The organism is Enterococcus sp. DIV1059_2, assembly GCF_051713685.1.
Taxonomy (GTDB): domain Bacteria; phylum Bacillota; class Bacilli; order Lactobacillales; family Enterococcaceae; genus Enterococcus_D; species Enterococcus_D casseliflavus.
In genome coordinates, this window is sequence record NZ_JBIOQK010000001.1 from 2,474,487 (window position 1) to 2,493,648 (window position 19,162).

The 19,162-nt window shown below is 38.2% G+C and carries 20 protein-coding genes; 2 read left to right on the forward strand and 18 right to left on the reverse strand.

Annotated elements, in window-relative coordinates; translation table 11 throughout:
- Positions 1–130: 130 nt before the first annotated feature.
- From IGI72_RS11415 to IGI72_RS11450, 8 genes are all read right to left on the reverse strand, one after another.
- On the reverse strand, positions 131–2,251 hold the full coding sequence (locus IGI72_RS11415; protein WP_005229581.1) for a peptidoglycan D,D-transpeptidase FtsI family protein: 2,121 nt from the start codon (positions 2,249–2,251) through the stop codon (positions 131–133).
- Between the two features lie 310 nt (positions 2,252–2,561).
- Positions 2,562–3,590 (reverse strand): LCP family glycopolymer transferase, encoded by a 1,029-nt coding sequence (locus IGI72_RS11420; RefSeq protein WP_438754250.1) that lies wholly within the window; start codon positions 3,588–3,590, stop codon positions 2,562–2,564.
- Between the two features lie 185 nt (positions 3,591–3,775).
- Positions 3,776–4,585: an ABC transporter permease gene (locus IGI72_RS11425; RefSeq protein WP_213356702.1), complete on the reverse strand. Its 810-nt coding sequence runs from the start codon at positions 4,583–4,585 to the stop codon at positions 3,776–3,778.
- 45 nt (positions 4,586–4,630) lie between these two features.
- Entirely contained in the window at positions 4,631–5,686 is a 1,056-nt protein-coding gene (locus tag IGI72_RS11430; protein ID WP_015510021.1) for an ABC transporter ATP-binding protein, read from the reverse strand.
- A gap of 169 nt (positions 5,687–5,855) precedes the next feature.
- The gene (gene tagD / locus IGI72_RS11435) at positions 5,856–6,257 is read right to left on the reverse strand and encodes a glycerol-3-phosphate cytidylyltransferase (protein ID WP_008379620.1); all 402 of its coding nucleotides are present in this window, start codon (positions 6,255–6,257) and stop codon (positions 5,856–5,858) included.
- 163 nt (positions 6,258–6,420) lie between these two features.
- On the reverse strand, positions 6,421–6,621 hold the full coding sequence (locus tag IGI72_RS11440; protein ID WP_005229578.1) for a cold-shock protein: 201 nt from the start codon (positions 6,619–6,621) through the stop codon (positions 6,421–6,423).
- Between the two features lie 141 nt (positions 6,622–6,762).
- On the reverse strand, positions 6,763–7,368 hold the full coding sequence (locus tag IGI72_RS11445) for a superoxide dismutase (protein WP_438754252.1): 606 nt from the start codon (positions 7,366–7,368) through the stop codon (positions 6,763–6,765).
- A 75-nt stretch (positions 7,369–7,443) separates the two neighbouring features.
- Positions 7,444–7,887, reverse strand: a complete 444-nt coding sequence (locus tag IGI72_RS11450) for a GtrA family protein (RefSeq protein WP_034858380.1) — start codon at positions 7,885–7,887, stop codon at positions 7,444–7,446.
- Between the two features lie 132 nt (positions 7,888–8,019).
- On the opposite strand from IGI72_RS11450, the gene IGI72_RS11455 reads away from it, so the two are divergent.
- Positions 8,020–8,829 carry a DUF1189 family protein gene (locus IGI72_RS11455; RefSeq protein ID WP_438754255.1) on the forward strand — a complete coding sequence of 270 codons (810 nt, stop codon included), beginning with the start codon at positions 8,020–8,022 and terminating at the stop codon, positions 8,827–8,829.
- Between the two features lie 26 nt (positions 8,830–8,855).
- Positions 8,856–9,851, forward strand: a complete 996-nt coding sequence (locus tag IGI72_RS11460; RefSeq protein WP_438755096.1) for a phosphoglycerate dehydrogenase — start codon at positions 8,856–8,858, stop codon at positions 9,849–9,851.
- A gap of 64 nt (positions 9,852–9,915) precedes the next feature.
- Here IGI72_RS11460 and IGI72_RS11465 read toward each other — a convergent pair whose 3' ends face one another.
- From IGI72_RS11465 to IGI72_RS11510, 10 genes are all read right to left on the reverse strand, one after another.
- Positions 9,916–10,860 (reverse strand): glycosyltransferase family 2 protein, encoded by a 945-nt coding sequence (locus tag IGI72_RS11465; RefSeq protein ID WP_034858375.1) that lies wholly within the window; start codon positions 10,858–10,860, stop codon positions 9,916–9,918.
- Between the two features lie 58 nt (positions 10,861–10,918).
- A complete protein-coding gene (locus tag IGI72_RS11470) occupies positions 10,919–11,218 on the reverse strand; it encodes a HesB/YadR/YfhF family protein (protein ID WP_005229567.1) in 300 nt (99 codons plus the stop codon).
- A gap of 11 nt (positions 11,219–11,229) precedes the next feature.
- On the reverse strand, positions 11,230–11,895 hold the full coding sequence (locus IGI72_RS11475) for a potassium channel family protein (protein ID WP_005229566.1): 666 nt from the start codon (positions 11,893–11,895) through the stop codon (positions 11,230–11,232).
- Between the two features lie 87 nt (positions 11,896–11,982).
- On the reverse strand, positions 11,983–12,612 hold the full coding sequence (locus IGI72_RS11480) for a response regulator transcription factor (RefSeq protein ID WP_005229563.1): 630 nt from the start codon (positions 12,610–12,612) through the stop codon (positions 11,983–11,985).
- A gap of 3 nt (positions 12,613–12,615) precedes the next feature.
- On the reverse strand, positions 12,616–13,683 hold the full coding sequence (locus IGI72_RS11485; RefSeq protein WP_005229561.1) for a sensor histidine kinase: 1,068 nt from the start codon (positions 13,681–13,683) through the stop codon (positions 12,616–12,618).
- On the reverse strand, positions 13,680–14,411 hold the full coding sequence (gene liaF, locus IGI72_RS11490; RefSeq protein ID WP_010749367.1) for a cell wall-active antibiotics response protein LiaF: 732 nt from the start codon (positions 14,409–14,411) through the stop codon (positions 13,680–13,682). The genes IGI72_RS11485 and liaF overlap by 4 nt, the downstream gene beginning before the upstream one ends.
- Positions 14,412–14,563: 152 nt before the next feature.
- Positions 14,564–15,043 (reverse strand): transcription elongation factor GreA, encoded by a 480-nt coding sequence (gene greA / locus IGI72_RS11495; RefSeq protein WP_005229556.1) that lies wholly within the window; start codon positions 15,041–15,043, stop codon positions 14,564–14,566.
- Between the two features lie 115 nt (positions 15,044–15,158).
- The gene (gene mltG, locus IGI72_RS11500) at positions 15,159–16,502 is read right to left on the reverse strand and encodes an endolytic transglycosylase MltG (RefSeq protein WP_015510027.1); all 1,344 of its coding nucleotides are present in this window, start codon (positions 16,500–16,502) and stop codon (positions 15,159–15,161) included.
- 110 nt (positions 16,503–16,612) lie between these two features.
- A complete protein-coding gene (locus IGI72_RS11505; protein WP_153883793.1) occupies positions 16,613–18,148 on the reverse strand; it encodes a glycosyltransferase family 39 protein in 1,536 nt (511 codons plus the stop codon).
- Positions 18,149–18,182: 34 nt separating this feature from the next.
- Complete coding sequence (locus tag IGI72_RS11510; RefSeq protein ID WP_438754258.1) at positions 18,183–19,148, reverse strand: NAD-dependent epimerase/dehydratase family protein; 966 nt, start codon at positions 19,146–19,148, stop codon at positions 18,183–18,185.
- Positions 19,149–19,162 lie beyond the last annotated feature (14 nt).

Genomic DNA, 19,162 nt, shown 5'->3' on the forward strand with positions numbered 1-19,162 from the left:
AAATTATCTCTTGACCGCTAGTATTCTAAGCCAATCATTCAAAAATAGCAAGTCTTTCTCACTAAAAGATGGTTTTCTATCCGCATTCTTATAAACTAAAAAAACCGCAGCTTTCACTGCGATTTTTTGTTTATTTCATATACAAGTCGTAATAAGCATCCATGATCTCTTTCGCGATTTGAATATTGGGATGCGTATCGGTGTCTCCTTTCAATTGAGGCATCACGATCGCAATCGCAATATCCGCATCACTGCTTGGCCCGTAGGCAACGATGTTTAAGTTAACTAAGCTGATGGTATTGCCATTACTATCCACGATGGGTGTTTCGGCAGTACCTGTTTTGGCAGAGACTTCCATTTTCGCAGAAGCCAGGCCTTTGGCAGTTGCCCAAGCATCCGTTCCATGAACCGCATCGTAAAAGCCATTTTGGATAATTTGCATTTGCGCATCTGATAAACCAACCTCGTTCAATACCGTTGGTTCGATGTCCTCAATCAGCGAACCTAGTCCGCCTGTTTCATCATTGTCGTAGATTCCGTCAACGATGTGAGGCTGCAATCTTTTGCCACCATTAGCAACAGTTGCTGCATATTGTGCCAGTTGCAGTGTCGTATAAGTATCAAACTGGCCGAATGCTAAGTCGAGGATCTTTCCGCCATCACTGACAGGGTCCATGTTCTCAATGGATGTGCTGATACCAGTTGCTTCTCCTGGTAAATCGATCCCTGTTTCAGTTCCCATACCAAAAGAGGCAAAAGAGGAACGGAGTTTTTCGTAGACATCCCCTTGACGATCCACTGTTGGAATCGAGATGCCTGACTGATAATTGATGCCCATCAAACGTAAAGCGACTTGCATCATATAGGAGTTAGAAGAAACTTCCAATGACTGCTCCGCAGAAAGATTGCGATTATTTGCCCCAGTTGGGTTGAAAATAGAAGCTTTTACATCGGAGCCGATTCTGATTGGTTGATCCAGCAGCACTTCGTTGCCGTTTAAGACGCCGTTTTCCCAACCGGCAGCCAAGGTTCCTGCTTTGACGACGGACCCTGGTACAAAGGAATTAATAAAGGTACCAATGGCATTTTCCTGCATTTCATTTGATCCCGTGTCATGATGATACCCGGACATGGAAAGGACACCGCCGGTTTTCGGATTTAACGCCACTGCGTATACCCCTGGGGAATACTCAGCAGCACCAGAATCAATCAGTTTTTGAAAATTGTCTTGCAAAATCTTGTCAACTTTCGCTTGAAATTCAGCATCGAGTGTTAAAACCAGATTATCCCCCTTTGCGCCTGCAAAGGTTTCTTTTTGACTTTCAATATTGTTGTTGTTGTCAAGCGATATTTCAGAGATGGATTTTGTTCCTTGTAAAACTTCTTCATATTGCTGTTCTAAATAACTACGTCCAACGCGATCATTACGTGCGTAACCTTTTTCTAAGAATTCGTCTAGAACTTCTTCAGGTATTCCTTGTTCTTCACTAGTCACCGTTCCGATCAAACTAGCCAGAGAACTTCCTTCAACGATCTTTCGTGTCCAATCGGTCCCGGTGGAGATTCCTGGTAAATCGACCATGTTTTCAGCAACAACTGCCAATTCTTGGTCAGACACATCCGACGTCTTAATAAAGACCGTACTCAAGGATTGTGCGCTGTTCATCCGCTTGAAAATCGTGGCTGCTTCTAATTCGGCATCGGAGAAATTGATTTCTTCCTCGGTCACTTTCTCAACGGTTGCCGTATATTGTTCAGAAGTACCTAAAGAACGCTCTTCATCACTCAATCGTTCAGTTGCTTTTTCAAGATTGTCTTCATCTGCCAACCAAAAGTCCTTAAGATCTCGATCAGACAAGTTTTTGTCGACTGGCATTTCGATCAACTCGCTCAATTTTTTGGCCGTTTCTAAAAGATCTTGAGCGGTCATTTTGTTTCCCCGGGTAAAAGTGATTGCTGCATTGGCTTGATTTTCCACTAAAGCTTTCCCAGAAGCATCGTAAATCATCCCCCGAGGGGCACTTCCTTTTACTTCCACTACAGATGAAGCTTTCAATTGCTGCTCAATATTGTCGCCATTGACGATCTGTAGATAGCCTAATTGGACAATCAATGATACAAACAAAGCAAATATAATAAAAAACAAAAAGTTCAATCGAAATGGAACATGAGATTTGCGATACGATTTGGCCTTTGGTTCTTCTGGCCCCTTACGTATCCCTTGGACAACTTTATCTTTCAAATTCTTCATCTCATCTATCCTTCCAATCTATAATGACTACTGTCCTATTTTACCAAAAAATTCGATCTGAAACAGAAAAAACAAAAAATATCCATTAATCCTTAGAAAAAACTATAAAAACTCAATGATATCTGCCTGAATGTTTCACAGATAGATTGTTTCATTTTCACTCTTTCATGAAAAAATTGTTTTTTTAAGCTTTCTTATGTTTTTTCATTTGTTGATTTCGTGAAACAAGAAATTGATTGATGTTATTGTGGAAAACTAAAAGCAGGAGGACTTTCGGTCACCCTGCTTTTTAGGCTTCTAAAGAAACTAGCTACTCCCCAGTTGTTGAATTTTCTTCTGAGAAGGTCAAACTGTCGTCGTATAACTGATAATTAGGCGATCCGTTAGTATATTCATCGCCTTGGGTCAACCCCTCGTTCGTCGGAAGTTGCAACTGCTCCTTTAACAAATTTTGCGTATACAATAACTGATTCGTGCCTAATAGCTGATAATATACCCCACCAATCAGTTGTCCTTCCCCTTGTAGCTGCTCTTGCTCGATGGTCGTAAAAGCAGGCATGTAATTCGTGCCGATATCCATCATGTCATTCCAGGTAAGATCCGTCTTCGAATTTTTTTCAACTGCTTTAAGGATGTTGCGGTAATTTCCTATTCCCTCCAAGCTCATGACTTTTTGAAGGATTTTCGTCACCACTTCTCTTTGCCTTCTTTGTCGCCCTATATCTCCCTCTGGATCTTGTTTGCGCATTCTTGCGTAGGCCAAGCCTGTTTTTCCATCTAAAGTGATTTGTCCTTTAGGGACATGGACACCTTCTAACGTAAAATCGATGGCATTTGTCACTTCGATACCGCCTACTGCATCAATCAAATCCCGCATCCCTTGCATATTGATCGTCACATAATGGTCGATAGGAATGTCTAAAAGATTTTCAACTGAATCCATTGCCATCGCTTCACCACCGAAAGCATAGGCATGATTCAACTTATCGATCGTATTAAAGCCAACGATTTGCGTATAGATATCACGGTCAAGACTAACGATCGTTGACTGCTTTTTCTCAGGATTGACTGTTACCACCATCATGCTATCTGAACGGCCTTGCTCGGTTCGTCCCAGCGCCCCTGTATCAATCCCCATTAACAGAATGGAAAATGGATCGCGCTCTTCAATGCTGATCGCTGTTTCTCGTTTGTCTGTTTTACGATCAACAGACTTTGAGATTTGGTTGAATGTAGCATTCGTCTCTTGATAGATCTGCATGCCATAAATCGTTAACCCAATGATTCCAACTACTAACACGACTAAAATACTGACTATTACTTTTTGATAACTCCGCATCCTGCACCTCGCCAATAAAAAATCACTTATCGAGTAAATTTTCCCACAAAATACAACGTTCAGCAACCGCTATCAAGAATAACTTTCATCCGTAACGCTTCCGTCACTTATTTGAAATAAAGAAAAAATTACAAACAAATAAAGTGCGCTCTCTAAGATAGAGAGCACACGTCAAAACATCATTTTTAAATGTAATCAACAAAACGAGCACGGAACTTCATATGCAAATGGCTTCCTAAAATAAGAAGCATCAAAGTTAGACACCAGAATATAAGTGTGTAGGTCGTTTTTTCCCAAACCCATGCTCGAGAAAGGAAAGCATCCCGAAATCCTTCGATCAAATAGTAAAATGGGTTTAAGCGAAGGATTTTAATCAACCAAACAGGCATGTTTCGATTATTAATATCCCATATTGGACCAGAAACATAAAATAATAATCTCAAAACAGACTGCAAAAAAATGTGATAGTCACGAATCAGTACCGTTATGGTTGCATTCAAAAGGCCAAATGCAAATAAGAAGATGACCATCGCAAGAAAGTAATAAATAAATTGTAACCAATAGATGCTTGGTGTTACACCCGCTATGAATAACGAACCTATCACTATTGCCACCATAGGGATGTACGATGACAGATTACTTATAATATTGATCGAAGGTAAAATGCTTACTGGGAACTTCATTTTCGCTACCATTCCTACTTGTCGATGAATACTGTTGGAGGCACCTAACACAGATGCATTAATATAAAACCATGCCGTGATCCCAATCAGCATCCAAATAATAAAAGGAACGCCATCAACTTCTCTATTCCCGTTCACTCCTAATCCGAAAACTAAATAATAAATACCGATTTGAATCGCAGGGTTTAATATTTGCCAAGCTAATCCCAAATAATGGCTCTGATAAGTAGCCTTATCTTCGTATCGAGACATCCGGAATATAATTCCCGCATGTTTAAATTGTTCTTTTATAACTGCAGCAATCTCTTTCACAAACTTCTTCCTTTTCTATTTGAACTAAACAAAGAAACATCTTCTTTATTTGAAAACTTGACTAATCGTTTCAACAGGATTTTTAATTGCGTAAGTAATCGAACGCCCACTAAAAGAAACCAGCGAACAGAATATCGTTGCGACTACGACCAAACCTAAGATCCCTTTTGTCGGCCAGCTCATTTTTTCTCCTAATGGCGTGCGCTTCAAGTTTTTTTGAATCATTTGGTCGGAAAGATTTTGTTGTTGCAAAAAATGATCTTCACGGCTTTTTTCTGCTAGTTTGTCCAAGTTAAATGCTTTTTGTTCTTCTTTATAGTTATCTTGATAGGCTTTTTGCTCTTTCTTTGGTTGTTTTTTGAACCAATCGATAAATTTGCGGTATTCAGCCATTACTTCTTCAGTAGGACCAAACATCCGTAAATCACCATAGTGCATCCAAATCGTTCGGTCACAAAGTTTTTCTACCTGTCCTAAAGCATGACTAACAAAAAAGATCGTTTTTCCTGCTTCTTTAAATTCCATGATCTTATCCACACATTTTTGATAAAACGTTTCGTCTCCGACAGACAACGCCTCATCAATGACTAAAATATCTGGATCATTATGAACCGCAATAGCAAAGCCTAACCGTGATTTCATCCCACTGGAATAGCTTTTAACGGGTTGATTGATAAAATCACCTAAATCAGCAAAGGCTACTATTTCAGGCATTTTTTCATCAATTTCTTTATTAGTCATTCCAGACATCAATGCTTTGAGCCGAATATTTTCTAACCCTGTCAGCTGATATTTTAACCCCGCACCGATTGCGATGATCGAGGTATCACCATTTACTTCCATCGTACCGGATGTCGGTGGAATAATGCCACTGATCACGTTCGATAAAGTTGATTTTCCAGAGCCATTGATCCCAATGATCCCCACTGATTCACCAGCTTTCACATCGAAGCTGACTCCTTTTAATGCCCAAAATCGGGGAACATTGCGATGATAGAACTTGAATAGCGCTTTTACTTTATCAGCTTTCTTTTTATATAAGTCGTATTCTTTCGTCACTAAAGTTGCACGGACTTTGATTTCTTTTTCCACTTTCTTCATCCATTCTCATAGAATTTCTAATTGATCAAGTCAACTCACAAAACATCATACCATATTTTGAGTTCTGAACAAATAATCAATGAAAAACTAGTAATAAATTCTTAAGTTCTTGGAGTTGGTTTCAATAAAAAAAACATCTGTAAAAGATGCTTTTTTAATAACAGTCCTTTTAATTGTTGAGTTTCAAATCTTTTTTGATTTGCGTGGTTGATATTTCTGGTGTCCGTGCTAGATAAATCACTTCAGCATCGGTTTCTTCTTGAATAAAGTCAAACTTTCCTGCCCAATCGTCTCCCATAACAAAGGTATCAACATGGTACTCTTTGACATCAGAAACTTTTTGAGCCCAGCCTTCTTCAGGAATCACTAGATCCACATACCGAATCGCTTCTAATAATTGTTTCCTTTTCTCATAAGAAAAGTAACATTTTTTTTGTTTTTCATTCCAATTAAATTCATCCGTTGACAGTGCTACGATTAAATAATCGCCTTGTTCTTTTGCACGACGCAAAAGATTGATATGTCCATAGTGCAATAAATCAAATGTTCCGTAAGTGATTACTCGTTTCATTCTTATCCCTCTTCGCTTCCTAGTCTTACTAATGTATTGAAGATACCAAATATGGAAAGAAATAGCAAATTAAAAAAGCTGAGTATCTATTGTGGCCTCAAAAATCAAACAAGAAAAAATATCTTTTTGAGGCACTTCAGTTACTCAGCTTTTTTGTTCTGATTTAGACTTTGGTTACTTCCGCTGCCTGCGGTCCGCGGGCACCTTCAACGATCGTAAATTCAACTTCTTGTCCTTCTTCAAGCGATTTAAACCCATCTCCTTGAATGGCAGAGAAGTGTACAAATACATCATCGCCACCGTCAACTGTAATAAAACCAAACCCTTTTTCGTTGTTGAACCATTTTACTTTCCCATGTTCCATAGTGTGTAAAGCCTCCAATAATTATAATCCGACGATTCCGTCGATTTCATTATAGCGGAATATGTAAGCGTTAGCAATAATGAAATTTCTTTCCATCAACAAAAAAGAAGCCCTTAGACAGGCTTCTTCCTAATAGTTTGATTAAGCTTTTGCGAAATATTCGTTCACTTTATCCCAGTTAACAACACTCCAGAAAGCATTGATGTACTCTGGACGAACATTTTTATATTTTAAGTAATATGCATGTTCCCAAACATCTAAACCTAAAACAGGTGTTTGACCATCCATCAATGGTGAATCTTGATTCGCGGTTGAAGTGATTGCTAGTTTACCGTCTTTAACGACTAACCATGCCCAACCTGAACCAAAACGTCCAGTTGCAGCAGTTTTAAATTCTTCTTTAAAGTCTTCAAAGCTGCCGAATGTTTCTTCAATTGCCTCTTTGATTGCCCCAGTAGGTTCGCCACCAGCTTTTGGGCCTAAGATTTCCCAGAAGAATGTGTGGTTAGCATGGCCGCCGCCATTGTTGCGAACCGCTGTTTGAATGTCTTCTGGTACAGAAGAAAAGTCTGCTAATAATTCTTCAACTGTTTTTTCACCTAATTCAGGATGTTTTTCAATCGCTGCATTTAAGTTTGTTACATAAGTGTTGTGGTGTTTATCATGATGCAAATGCATCGTTTCTTCATCAATATATGGTTCCAATGCATCGTATGCGTAAGGTAAATCTGGTAATGTGTAAGTCATAAAAAAATCCTCCTCAATGATAATGTTTACATAAGTAACATTATCAGACTATCAGACTTTGTTCAAAAAATATGCTTACTTTTTCTCACTTTTTTTCGTATTGAAAATCAAAAATTTACTAAACACATAATTTGCCAAAACAACAACGACTTGGGTGACCAGCTTGGCAACAAGATCTCCGGTAGCTAAAACTGAGATAAAGAAATACATACAGAGCATGTCCAAGCCTAATGATATAACGCGAAAAAAAATGAACTTTCCAAATGCCGCCCAAGACTCTTGCTTCGTTTTTGTTTTTGCTTCAAAGACCCATAACTTATTTGTAAAGTAAGCGAATAAAACAGAAGCGATCCAAGAAATCACATTCGCTGTTTGATAATAAAAACCAAACCCTTCACGAAAAATAAGATAGACGACAATATTGACTACGGTGGTCAAACCACCAAAAAATAAATACGTGAGTGGCTCCCACAGTTTTTTTTGTTGTAAGATTTGTTTGTATTCAATAAACTTTTGCATACATATGCCTACTTTCATTACTTTATTTACTTATTCAATAGATATTTGGCTCTTTTTTTGTGAATTCCTTGTAATCCTAAGAACCCTTCGTTACAATTACTCTAGTTATACCACAAAGGAGTTTATCAGCAAATGACTATCGTCCAACTATTTAAAATTGCTTTTTTTCGAATACCAGAGCTAAAATTCGTCAAAAAAGCAGAGTTTTCCAAAGTGATCGTTTTTCTATTAGGTGCAGCCGTGATGATGGCTTTGCCAGTTACCATCAATGTCTTAGACGTCTTTCGTGATGTGCAAGCAGATGGACAAAAAATCGGAGAAACGATTCCTGATTTTACGATCGAAAATGGACAGCTTTCTGTCGCTCCCAATACGCAAGGGTTCATCTATCAAACCGATTCGATCATCTTTACTTTTGATCCTGATGGCAATCGTACACCAGCAGATATTGCATCTGATGTCACCGGCTCGGTGATTGCAGTAGGTTTGTTAAAAGATCAGCTGGTCATTCGTATCCCTTCTTCTGGTTTCTCAACGTCTATGTTCGATTCAAACCAATTAGAGTTTGATTATAGTGAACCAGCACTGCGTAATCTTAACGGTCAGGCGATTCGAGAAACCTTATCCAACCAAGCGATCCCATGGCTGATAAAAATCATTGTCTTTTTTGTCGCCTTATATCCCACGTTTGTCAGCTTACTGATCACCTTAATCATGGGAACCTTTATTGCAACGATCTATACGAAATTGAAGCTATTCTCTTATACCTTTTTCGAAAATTTAAAGATTCTCATTGTCTGTGCTGCATTTCCTACACTCATTAGTGTTATTGTACAACTAGCGCTGCCTTCCTTTGATGCTACCACCTTTATTTTGTTTGGTTCCCTATTCTTGTTTACACAAGGTGTCAAAGATTCACCAAAAATACAATTAAAAAAATGATCTATGCCATGTTCAATTCATTGAACATGGCTTTTTTCTCATTCTTTGCTACACTTAAGATACAAGGAGGCTTGGCAATGAAAAAAATAATCTTAGCCACTCGCAACTTTCGCGACACTTATGTGGAACAAATGGAAAAAGACTATCAATTTCTCGTGTACTCAAAGAACCAAGCAATTGATTGGTCACAAGTGGAAATCACTATCGGTTGGAAGCCAGCATGGAACGAACACCTGTTAACCGAAAAAACAAATTTGAAATGGGTCCAGGCGATTTCGGCTGGTGTAGACACCTTGCCATTAAAAGAGTTTGCAAAATACAACATTCTCTTATCAAATGGCAGTGGCATACACGCGGAATCGATTACAGACCATTTATTGGCTTTGCTCTTTATGGAAAACCGCGGGATTTTCCAAGCAATCCAACAACAAAGAAAACAGCAATGGGCACCGGATACGATTCCTTATGCAAAGCTATCTGATCAAGAGATTTTGATCGTTGGTACGGGACAAATCGGCCAAAGATTAGCCAAAGCATTAACCTTTTTTGGTGTACATCCGATTGGCATTAATACAAGCGGCCATGAGGTGGCAGGTTTTGAAAAAACGTTTGCGTTATCTGACTTACACGCTTGCGCAAAAACCGCCGATTGCATCATCAATATTCTTCCACTGACAGAAGAAACCACACATTTGTATGATGAAGCCTTTTTTGCACAAATGAAGCCTTCCGCTTCATTTTATAATGTCGGTCGCGGTCCTAGCGTGGATACTGCCGCATTAACAAAGGCATTAGAGAAAAAGCAGCTGGCATTTGCCGCACTAGATGTTTTTGAAGAGGAACCTCTACCAGAAAATGATCCGCTATGGCATACCGAAAACCTGTTGATTACTCCTCATATCTCAGGACACACGCCCCATTTTCAAAAGGCATTTATGGATATTTTCTTAGCGAATTTCCAACAATTTTTAACGAAACAAGAACTTGTTAAAAATGAGATAAACTTGGATAAGGGATACTAACAAACTCTTTCCACAAAAAAAGTGTACAGTTGGGGGCAAACCCCTCAGAATGTACACTTTTATTTTATCGTTGTTTTTCTTGGTCTTTTTCGGTTTCTTTCAAAAAGTACAAAGGTCTATTTTTAGTCTCTAAGAAAATTTTTCCGATATACTTTCCGATGATCCCTAAACAAAGCAATTGCAAACCACCAACAAATAAGAAGATAGTTACTAATGAAGGCCATCCACTTGTAGGATTACCATAAATAAAAGTTCTTATCACAATAAAGATCAAAGCAATCAGAGAACCAAAACAGGAAAGCGCACCAATAAACGAGGCGATATTCAAAGGCGTATCTGAAAAGTTGACGATACCATCGATCGAATATTGGAATAGCTTCCAGAATGACCAGGACGTCTCACCCGCTACTCTTTCTCGATTCTCATAGGCGATGTATTCAGTGTCAAACCCAACCCAGCTGAAGATCCCTTTTGAAAAGCGATTGTACTCTGACAGCTGTAAAACTGCATCAACCATATTGCGGCGCATCAAGCGAAAATCTCGCGCACCGTTTACCATTTCAGTATCGGCAATCTTATTGATAATATTGTAGAAGGCATCTGAGAAAAAACTGCGGATCTTTGGTTCTCCTTTGCGATCCGCCCGTCTTGTCCCTATACAATCAAGTTCCGGTTTTGCTTCTAGCATCGCAAACATTTCCGGCAGTAAAGTCGGCGGATCTTGCAGGTCTGCGTCCATCACAGTGACAAAATCGCCCTTAGCAGCTTGCAATCCTGCATATAGAGCAGCTTCTTTGCCAAAGTTTCTCGAAAAAGATAGATAGCGAACACTTTCAGGGTGTGTACGATACAAGTCTCTTAAAACAGACAGGGTTTGATCTGAAGATCCGTCATTAACAAAAATATATTCAAAAGGCATATTTAAGTGTTTCTTCACTTTTTCTGTTTCTTCAAAGAATATCGGCAAGCTTGCCTCTTCATTAAAACAAGGTACAACAATTGATAACATCGGTTTCATCTCCTAGAGCCAATCGAGTTACATCGGTCATCATTTGACCAAACTCATATTATTTTTTATCTTCGCTAAAATCATATTTCGGTTCATCTAACGTTTCATCATAGTCCACAGTTAGATCATAGCCTTTGAAAAACCATTCGTCTGCTTCATCAATAAAAAAAAGCAAGCCATCAATGGTTTGTTCGACGATCGGACGTTCTGGTTTATCGACTGACATTCCCACGGAAAATCCGTCATGCACTTGTGTTTTGCCATAAATTTTCCCGAAAAAACGAATCCCGCTTCCTTGGTCTACCACCAATTCTTTTTTAAACCATTGCATTGCTTCAGGACTTATCGTTAAGTTCATTTTCTTCACTCCTAATCATTCATATGTTCATCAAGTATATCTACATCATCTGTATTGCCGATCACGAGTAAATTGTCATTTTCACGCACGATCGCCTCTGCATCTGGCGAAACGATCACTTGTCCTGGTCCCCGACGAATCGCAACAACTGTCAGACCATACTTTTGTCGAAAATTCAGTTCAATCAGGGATTTATTGAAAAAACGTGGATTGGACACACGAATCTCTGCTAGAGAAAATTCATCAGATAGTTCAATATAATCTAAGATATTTTTGGAAACTAGATTATGGGCGATGCGAATCCCCATGTCACGTTCGGGATGGACGACACGGTCTGCGCCGAGTTTTTCCAGTACACGGGCATGGTATTCGTTTTGGGCTTTCGCTAAGATATTAGGAACACCCATTTCTTTTACCATCAAGGTCACCAAAATACTGGCTTGAATATCCTCACCGATCGCAACAATGACATGGTCAAAGTTACGGATACCCAATGAACGTAACGTCATCTCATCTTGTGCGTTGCCGACCACTGCATGGGTGGCGATATTCATATACTCATTGACACGATCTTCGTTGCTATCGATCGCCAATACTTCTTGACCTGATTCAATCAACGTACGACAAATACTACCACCGAAACGGCCTAATCCAATAATTGCATAATTTTGCTTCACCACAAACGCTCCTTTGTTTGCCAGATCATTATTTAGTATAACAAAAACCTCCCCTGCTTGCCATGAGGAGGTATGATTATTAAGATTTTATTTTATCAAGCCATGTTTAAAAGCATATATCGTGGCTTGTGTACGATCTTCTACTTCTAATTTTGATAAGATATTTGACACATGTGTCTTCACTGTTTTCAGCGTAATGAAGAGTGCATCCGCAATCTCTTGGTTGCTCTTTCCTTCGGCAATCAACAGTAACACTTCTTGTTCCCGATTGGTCAAATCTTCATGCAGGATCGGTGTCCGATTCGTCAAACGATCCATCATTTTCGTGGTGACTTCGGGTTCTAAGACCCGCTCTCCTCGCTGGGTTGCACGAATGGCTTCCGCAATCTCATGAGCAGTAGACGTTTTTAACAGGTAACCTGCCGCCCCCGCTTCTATTGCAGGATAGACTTTTTCGTCATCAATAAAACTAGTGACAATAATGATTTTTGCTTCGGGCCAATCATTTAAAATCAATTTCGTAGATTCGATCCCATCCATTTCATCCATCACCAAATCCATCAAAATCACATCTGGACGTAATTCCAATGCCTTTTCATACCCGACTCGACCATTTTCCGCTTCCCCAATTACTTCTATATCGTCTTGAATCGATAGATAAGAAGAGACCCCCAGACGAACCATTTCATGGTCATCAACTAACAACACTTTAATCATACGTTATGCCTCCTTCAACAGTGGAACTTTGATTTCAATACTGGTTCCTTGATTTTTAAAACTAATAATTTTCAACGTTCCGCCAACGGCACTTACCCGTTCTCGGATATTCATTAAGCCATAGCTGCCAGCCTTTTGATCTTGTGGATCAAAGCCAACACCGTCATCGATCACCCGCAATAACACGTTATTATCAATACGATGCAAGTAAACTTCCAACTCATTGGCCTTGGCGTGACGCAGTGTATTAGACAAGAGTTCTTGGATCACACGAAAGAGTTGATCTTCAATCGAACTAGGCATCGTAAAGTCTTCAATATCCCAAGTCAATAGAATTTTGATTTTGGTCTCTAATTCTTTTAACAATTGCTCGATTCCTTGCTTTAGACTCTTCCCTTCCAAAGTAACAGGTCGTAGATGAAGCAAGAGCGCCCGCATTTCAGATTGCGAAGCATTGATAATGTCTGTGACCATAGCTAACTGTTTCTTTTGGCTTTCTGGAGCATCTGTTCGAATCGCTTGCTCATTTAGTGCAGACATCATCATCATGGCGGCAAACAGCTGTTGAGAAACAGAGTCGTGCAATTCACGAGCCAGACGCTGCCTTTCTGCTTCTAAAATCTCTTCTTTCGTCTGACCATCAACAAACTGCGGTTTCGCATTCAATTGCTGTAATTCCATCGACATCTGTTTCATCTTCGATTGGATACTGGCAATGTCACGATCCACATTCGCAATCAAATGATTTTCAGACGCATGGGGGATTTTTGTTTCCAATAAAGGGCTATCGATATAGCCGCTGGCTAACAGTCTTAACTTTTCTTCCACCGGACCGTATTGACGGTTGCGAAAAAAAGAAATCAGTAAAAAGACAGCTAAAGCAATCAATGCAGATATTACAAGTAAGTGAAAGACGATTGGGATAAAGAAGAGCTTGATTTGAAAGACTTCTATCAGCCAATTATTTTTCCCACTGGCATACAAATAGGAAAACAGCATCAAAATCATGGTAAAAAAACTTGCTAATCCTGCATAAAAAGCGATCATGCCTCTTGAAAATTTCCCGATCATACCCGAATCACCTCAACATCACCAACAAGGGTATTCGTCAAGATTTTCAAACGCCGACTATTTTCGCCATAATCAGGGCTGTAGATCGTCACTTTTTCATTTTTCAAGCTCGTTTCTTCGCCTTCAAAGATAACGGAGCCAATAAAAGTACTGTGCTCTAATTTGATTGCTATACCAGCAGGCACTAAAATACGAGTTCTGCCAAAGCCTTTTCGTACGATCACGACGTTTTCTTTCTTAGGCAATAAAGTGTTGCCTAGATCGATGAAAGTGTCTCCCGTCAAGATATCTAAATTGATATCGTCCCATTCATAGACTTGACTGCCGATCCGTTCATTGCCTAACCATTGCTGCTTTTGTTTCAGTGGATGATCAGCTTTGGGTTCTTCAGTTTCAACGATAATCATTTGTTTTTTGCGCCAGAATGAATTTTTAGTTAAGTCGATTCCGGTAATCTCGACTCCTTTTAAACCAATAAATAAAATCGCAAAAATCAGCATCAGCCACAGTGCTGGACTATTTAACAAACTGATCAAAATAGCAATGGAACTTGAGACCATCAAGAAATTTTTAAAATTGCTCTTGCGCTCACTTCGGTTCACAAGGACCAAGCACGTCACACCAAGTATTAATAAAAATAATAATGGCGGATTAGATAAAATTTGCCATACCGCAAAAAGCAGTAAGAGCGCTTCAACAATAAAGAAAAAACGCCAAGGACTTTTCATTCAAGCTCCTCCTCCTAGTAATTCTACTCTATCATACCTGAAAAAAATGGTTTGTCCATCCGTCGCTGGTCCGAAAAAAGACCCTGTTTGATCAAATTCCCTAAAGGAGAATGAACAACAGGGTCAACTAGATTGATCGAGTGATCAAGCAATTAGCTTTTCTTTACTTCTGTGATTCTTACTTGCATATCTCCGCCTGGCGTTGAGATCGTCACTTCATCGTTGACTTTTTTCCCAATCAAGGCACGAGCGATTGGTGAATCATTGGAAATTTTACCAGAAAACGGATCTGCTTCAGCACTACCGACGATCATGTACTCTTCTTCGTCACCATCAGGCAACTCAACAAAAATCACTGTTTTTCCGATGGAAACTTCATCAGAATCTACACCCTCATTATCAATGATCTCTGCAAAACGAATCATATTTTCTAAAGTAGTGATTCGGCCTTCGACAAACGCTTGTTCATCTTTAGCAGACTCATACTCTGAGTTTTCGGATAAATCGCCAAAACTGCGGGCTACCTTGATACGTTCAATGATTTCGCCGCGTTTTACCGTTTTCAATTCTTCTAATTCTTGTTCTAGCTTTTCTTTTCCTTCAAGTGTCATTGGGTAAACTTTTTCTACCATAGTTCTTTTCTCCTTTTAGTAACTTCTAATAAATCGCAAAAGGTAATCTTTTGCGATGAGTCCACAAAAGATTACCATGCTTTTTTTTAAATGTAAACTATAAACCTATGAAAATTTAATTTGAGGTATTGTTTACATATTGTTCCACTAATTGCATATGCTGTTCATAGGTTTCCGCAAAGTACACTTCTTGGGTTTGAATGTCAGCAACGAAATAATAGTAGTTGTTCGGTGTTGGATCTAAGACCGCTTGGATCGCTGCTTCACTTGGATTGTTGAATGGTCCAGGTCCGTAGCCAGTATGCACATAGAGATTATAAGGAGAGTCAACTTGAGTGTCCTCATAAGTAACTAGCTCTTTGTGCTCACCTAACGCGTATAGAATCGAAATATCCGATTGCAGCGGCATATCAATCGCTAAACGATTGAAGAATACCTGTGCGATATTTTTACGATCTTCTAGCTTACTGCCCTCTTTTTCAACAAGTGATGCCAAAGTAAGGACTTCTTGAACCGTCATTTCTTTTTGAGCGATTTGATCGAAATATTTTGACAAGACTGAATTTGATTTATCCACCATTTGGGTAACGACTTCTTCTAGGGTATTCCCTGTATAGTAGTCATACGTCGCTGGGAACAAGTATCCTTCTAGTCGGTAACGCACACCTTGCGCATCGCCGGCACTTGCTAAAAGCTCAGGATAGGTCTCTTTCATTTTTTCAAAGAACTCGTCACTTTCCATCAAAGCTAAGAAATCGTCTTTCGAGATATTCGTTGCTTCCGCTAGAGCATCACCGATTTGATCAACATCAAATCCTTCTGGAATCGTCACTTTTGCATCAGAGGTGACCGATCCTTCACCATTTTGCAGCATCTTTGAGATTTGATCCAATGTCATACTAGGAGAAAAATGATAATTTCCTGCTTGAAATCCAGTTAAATTATTGAATTTCGTATAATAGTTAAAAATCATACCACTTTTAATGATATTGTCTTCTTCCAATATTTCTCCAATTGCTTTGTTGGACGATCCACTAGGAATCTCAACCGCCACCGTTTCTGTATCTTCTGGATTCAACGGCTGCAATCCTGATGTCACATAACGATACATTGAAAATCCTAAAACACCACCGATGACGAGCAGAGCAAGGACTACGATCAAAACGATCCGATTGACAATCCGATCTTCTTTTTTGCGTTGCTGCTTGCGCAATTGCGTTTCCCCACCTTCAGCTATGGGCACTTCTTCTGCTGCTGCCCTACGACTTGTAGCAGCTTGCTTTGCTTGTTTATTTTTGGTCTTTCCACTTGCAGTTCGCGAACCCACCTCTTCTTGAGGTTGTTGAATAGGACGCTCGTTCAAACCATCGCTTTCTTGGGTTTGATCTGATTGAGGTTGCTTTAAAGCTCCTAATACTTCGTCTTTAAAGGACTTATCCTCTGGATGTTGTTTACTCAAAACAACTCCTCCTAACTTTCGTAATACTGGCTTGTACCATTATACACGAAAGTTAGGAGGAGTGGAATAGAATTAGTTTCTTTCTTAATAGATTTAAAAAACAGCTTTTCTTAAAGATTCAATTCAAAAAGATAGTAGTTTTTATCAAATTTTCCAATTTGAATATAGTTCGATTGTATCTTATCAATAACAACTTTATTTAATCTAGTATTGTTGGGATTATCAGACAAATAAGAATTCTTTGATATAACTATAAATTTAGGAGGATTATTTTCCATTGAATGTATAAACTGATTTTTCAAATCAGGGAATTCTTCATAGTTTAAAGACGGTAATACAAAAAATTGGGAATTCGAGAATCTATTTGCATGCAAATAGATATTCGCATCAATTGCATGAACATAGATCACGTCGTTTTCACTCGAATTTTTATTAATATAATCAGCGATGTCCAATTGCTCTTGCTGAAAAATAGGCATGTCTTTCCTGACAACATTATTGATTCTTTCTGCCACAGTGGGCACAAAAGCCGGCACCATAAAAATGACAACTGTACATAATGCTAACAAATTATTTTTCTTACTCAATTTCGTTGAATAAAAACTAACAACAATAAATTGTGCTGCCAATAAAAAAGGAATCCCTGTAGTTGCATAATGACGATAATTACGTCCAGAAAGTATTATTGTAAAAAAGTTTAATATCAATGATATTAAGATACTAAGAATGATCGTACGCTGACTTTTAGTCAAATATTTTGACCTAATAAAATACACAGCAAGCATAAAAGCTGATATAAGTGGCATTCCATAAACTGAGAATAATTCAAAGAAAAATCTAAAAGAGGAGATTCTTTCAGAAAATGTAACAGATGAATACTCCAAATTCAATGTAAAAGTTTGATATATCATTTCACTAAAAGAGTTTGTTATTATTGAATAGCTAAATGCAATTGCAACAACAAAAATTCCGCCCAGAAAAATCAACAAGGCTTTCTTTGCTAAAACTTTATAATTTTTAGTCATCATTTCTCGGATAGCAATCCCAATACAAAATACTGCCCATAATGAAATCATGTTCATTCTCATAAAGAAAACTAATCCACCCATTAACCCAAGAAAAAAGTAAGTTTGATTCTTTAAAGAATCCGCCATAATCTCCTTTATGAAATAAAATAATGAAATAGCGATAAAAGTTAATGCATACTCTTCAGATAAATTACCACCTTCATAAAGCTCAGCAAATAGCCCTGTGGAAATCAATAAAATCAAACTACTAACTGTATAACTCTTAGTTAACAGTATACCGATTTTGTAAAGATAAATTATCGCTACAACTAAAAAAACAGCCTGTATAACAAAAATACCTATAAATATATTTCCAAATCCGACTATACTTGCCAGATATTGAATAAAAAATAAGACGACACCTTTATGATCAAAAATATCTTTGTAAGGAACCATCCCCTCAGACATCCCTTTACCAAAATACAAAAACATTGAAGAATCATGCGCATCTAGCCTATTTGAAAAAGGATTAGAATTAAATGTCAGCAATATACTTACTATAACAATGGTTAATATTATTAGCGAAAAACCTTTTTCTATGTTCGACCCTTTGGTTTTATTGATGCGAGAAACAATCATTAATTCGCTCCATTTCTATTTTATTAATTTATATTTATCCATTCAAATCCCCGAAATTCAGTTCAGTAGATAGATATGTGGATATGCCTCTATTCAAATCATATTTAGGGGAATAGCCGATTTTTTTTAATTCAGATATCTCTGCATATGAGTCTTGAATATCTCCTTTTCTTACATTTTCATATTTAATGATTGGCTCTATACCTGTCTCTGATTTAAAAATATCCAGTACATCATTAATTGAACTTGGAGTACCAGTACCAACATTATAAACATTACCTTGTGCCTCTTCTTTTTCTGACACAATTTTTAATGCTTGAACGACATCGTCAACATAGACGAAGTCTCTTGTCTGACTTCCATCACCATAAAGGGTAAACACATTTTTTTCATGGTTTTTCAGTTTCTTGAAATGGTTCGTTATTATAGAAAGTACACCTGAATAGGGCGATGATGGGTTTTGATTAGGTCCATATACATTGAAAAATCGTACAGCACTAGTAGGTAGATCATAAAGTGAATTATAAAGTAAAACATATTGTTCCGAAGAATATTTATCAATAGCATACGGTGATAAAGGCTTTATCTTTGAATTTTCGGTTTTAGGTAAAGAAGGTTCATCTCCATATACAGCGGCAGATGAAGCAAAGACAAATCTCTTTAGTTTTTTCTGAGTTTGTTTTGAGAGCTCTAATAAATTTAGAGTCGCCTCCATGTTAACTTGATGTGTTAATAATGGTCTGCCAATTGAATCTGCGACACTGGCGATTGCTGCTAAATGAAAGATAAACGAAAACGTATTTTTTTCAAATATTTCCTTGATCATTTCTTTGTCTCGTATATCACCTTTAACAAATGTTAAATTTTTCGATTGCTTCAGATTTTGAAGATCTCCCATTGATAAATCATCTAAAACAATGACTTCATTTCCTTCTTTAATTAGCGTGTTGACAATGGTAGACCCTATAAAACCAGCGCCTCCAGATACAAAATACTTCATAATTGATACTCCTT

Excerpts from the sequence above, each read along its gene's own strand:
- IGI72_RS11415 (WP_005229581.1), bottom strand. The coding sequence starts at position 2,251 with ATGAAGAATTTGAAAGATAAAGTTGTCCAAGGGATACGTAAGGGGCCA.
- IGI72_RS11420 (WP_438754250.1), bottom strand. The coding sequence starts at position 3,590 with ATGCGGAGTTATCAAAAAGTAATAGTCAGTATTTTAGTCGTGTTAGTA.
- IGI72_RS11430 (WP_015510021.1), bottom strand. The coding sequence starts at position 5,686 with ATGAAGAAAGTGGAAAAAGAAATCAAAGTCCGTGCAACTTTAGTGACG.
- tagD (WP_008379620.1), bottom strand. The coding sequence starts at position 6,257 with ATGAAACGAGTAATCACTTACGGAACATTTGATTTATTGCACTATGGA.
- IGI72_RS11440 (WP_005229578.1), bottom strand. The coding sequence starts at position 6,621 with ATGGAACATGGGAAAGTAAAATGGTTCAACAACGAAAAAGGGTTTGGT.
- IGI72_RS11445 (WP_438754252.1), bottom strand. The coding sequence starts at position 7,368 with ATGACTTACACATTACCAGATTTACCTTACGCATACGATGCATTGGAA.
- IGI72_RS11450 (WP_034858380.1), bottom strand. The coding sequence starts at position 7,887 with ATGCAAAAGTTTATTGAATACAAACAAATCTTACAACAAAAAAAACTG.
- IGI72_RS11455 (WP_438754255.1), top strand. The coding sequence starts at position 8,020 with ATGACTATCGTCCAACTATTTAAAATTGCTTTTTTTCGAATACCAGAG.
- IGI72_RS11460 (WP_438755096.1), top strand. The coding sequence starts at position 8,856 with ATGGCTTTTTTCTCATTCTTTGCTACACTTAAGATACAAGGAGGCTTG.
- IGI72_RS11465 (WP_034858375.1), bottom strand. The coding sequence starts at position 10,860 with ATGTTATCAATTGTTGTACCTTGTTTTAATGAAGAGGCAAGCTTGCCG.
- IGI72_RS11470 (WP_005229567.1), bottom strand. The coding sequence starts at position 11,218 with ATGAACTTAACGATAAGTCCTGAAGCAATGCAATGGTTTAAAAAAGAA.
- IGI72_RS11480 (WP_005229563.1), bottom strand. The coding sequence starts at position 12,612 with ATGATTAAAGTGTTGTTAGTTGATGACCATGAAATGGTTCGTCTGGGG.
- IGI72_RS11485 (WP_005229561.1), bottom strand. The coding sequence starts at position 13,683 with ATGATCGGGAAATTTTCAAGAGGCATGATCGCTTTTTATGCAGGATTA.
- liaF (WP_010749367.1), bottom strand. The coding sequence starts at position 14,411 with ATGAAAAGTCCTTGGCGTTTTTTCTTTATTGTTGAAGCGCTCTTACTG.
- greA (WP_005229556.1), bottom strand. The coding sequence starts at position 15,043 with ATGGTAGAAAAAGTTTACCCAATGACACTTGAAGGAAAAGAAAAGCTA.
- IGI72_RS11505 (WP_153883793.1), bottom strand. The coding sequence starts at position 18,148 with ATGATTGTTTCTCGCATCAATAAAACCAAAGGGTCGAACATAGAAAAA.
- IGI72_RS11510 (WP_438754258.1), bottom strand. The coding sequence starts at position 19,148 with ATGAAGTATTTTGTATCTGGAGGCGCTGGTTTTATAGGGTCTACCATT.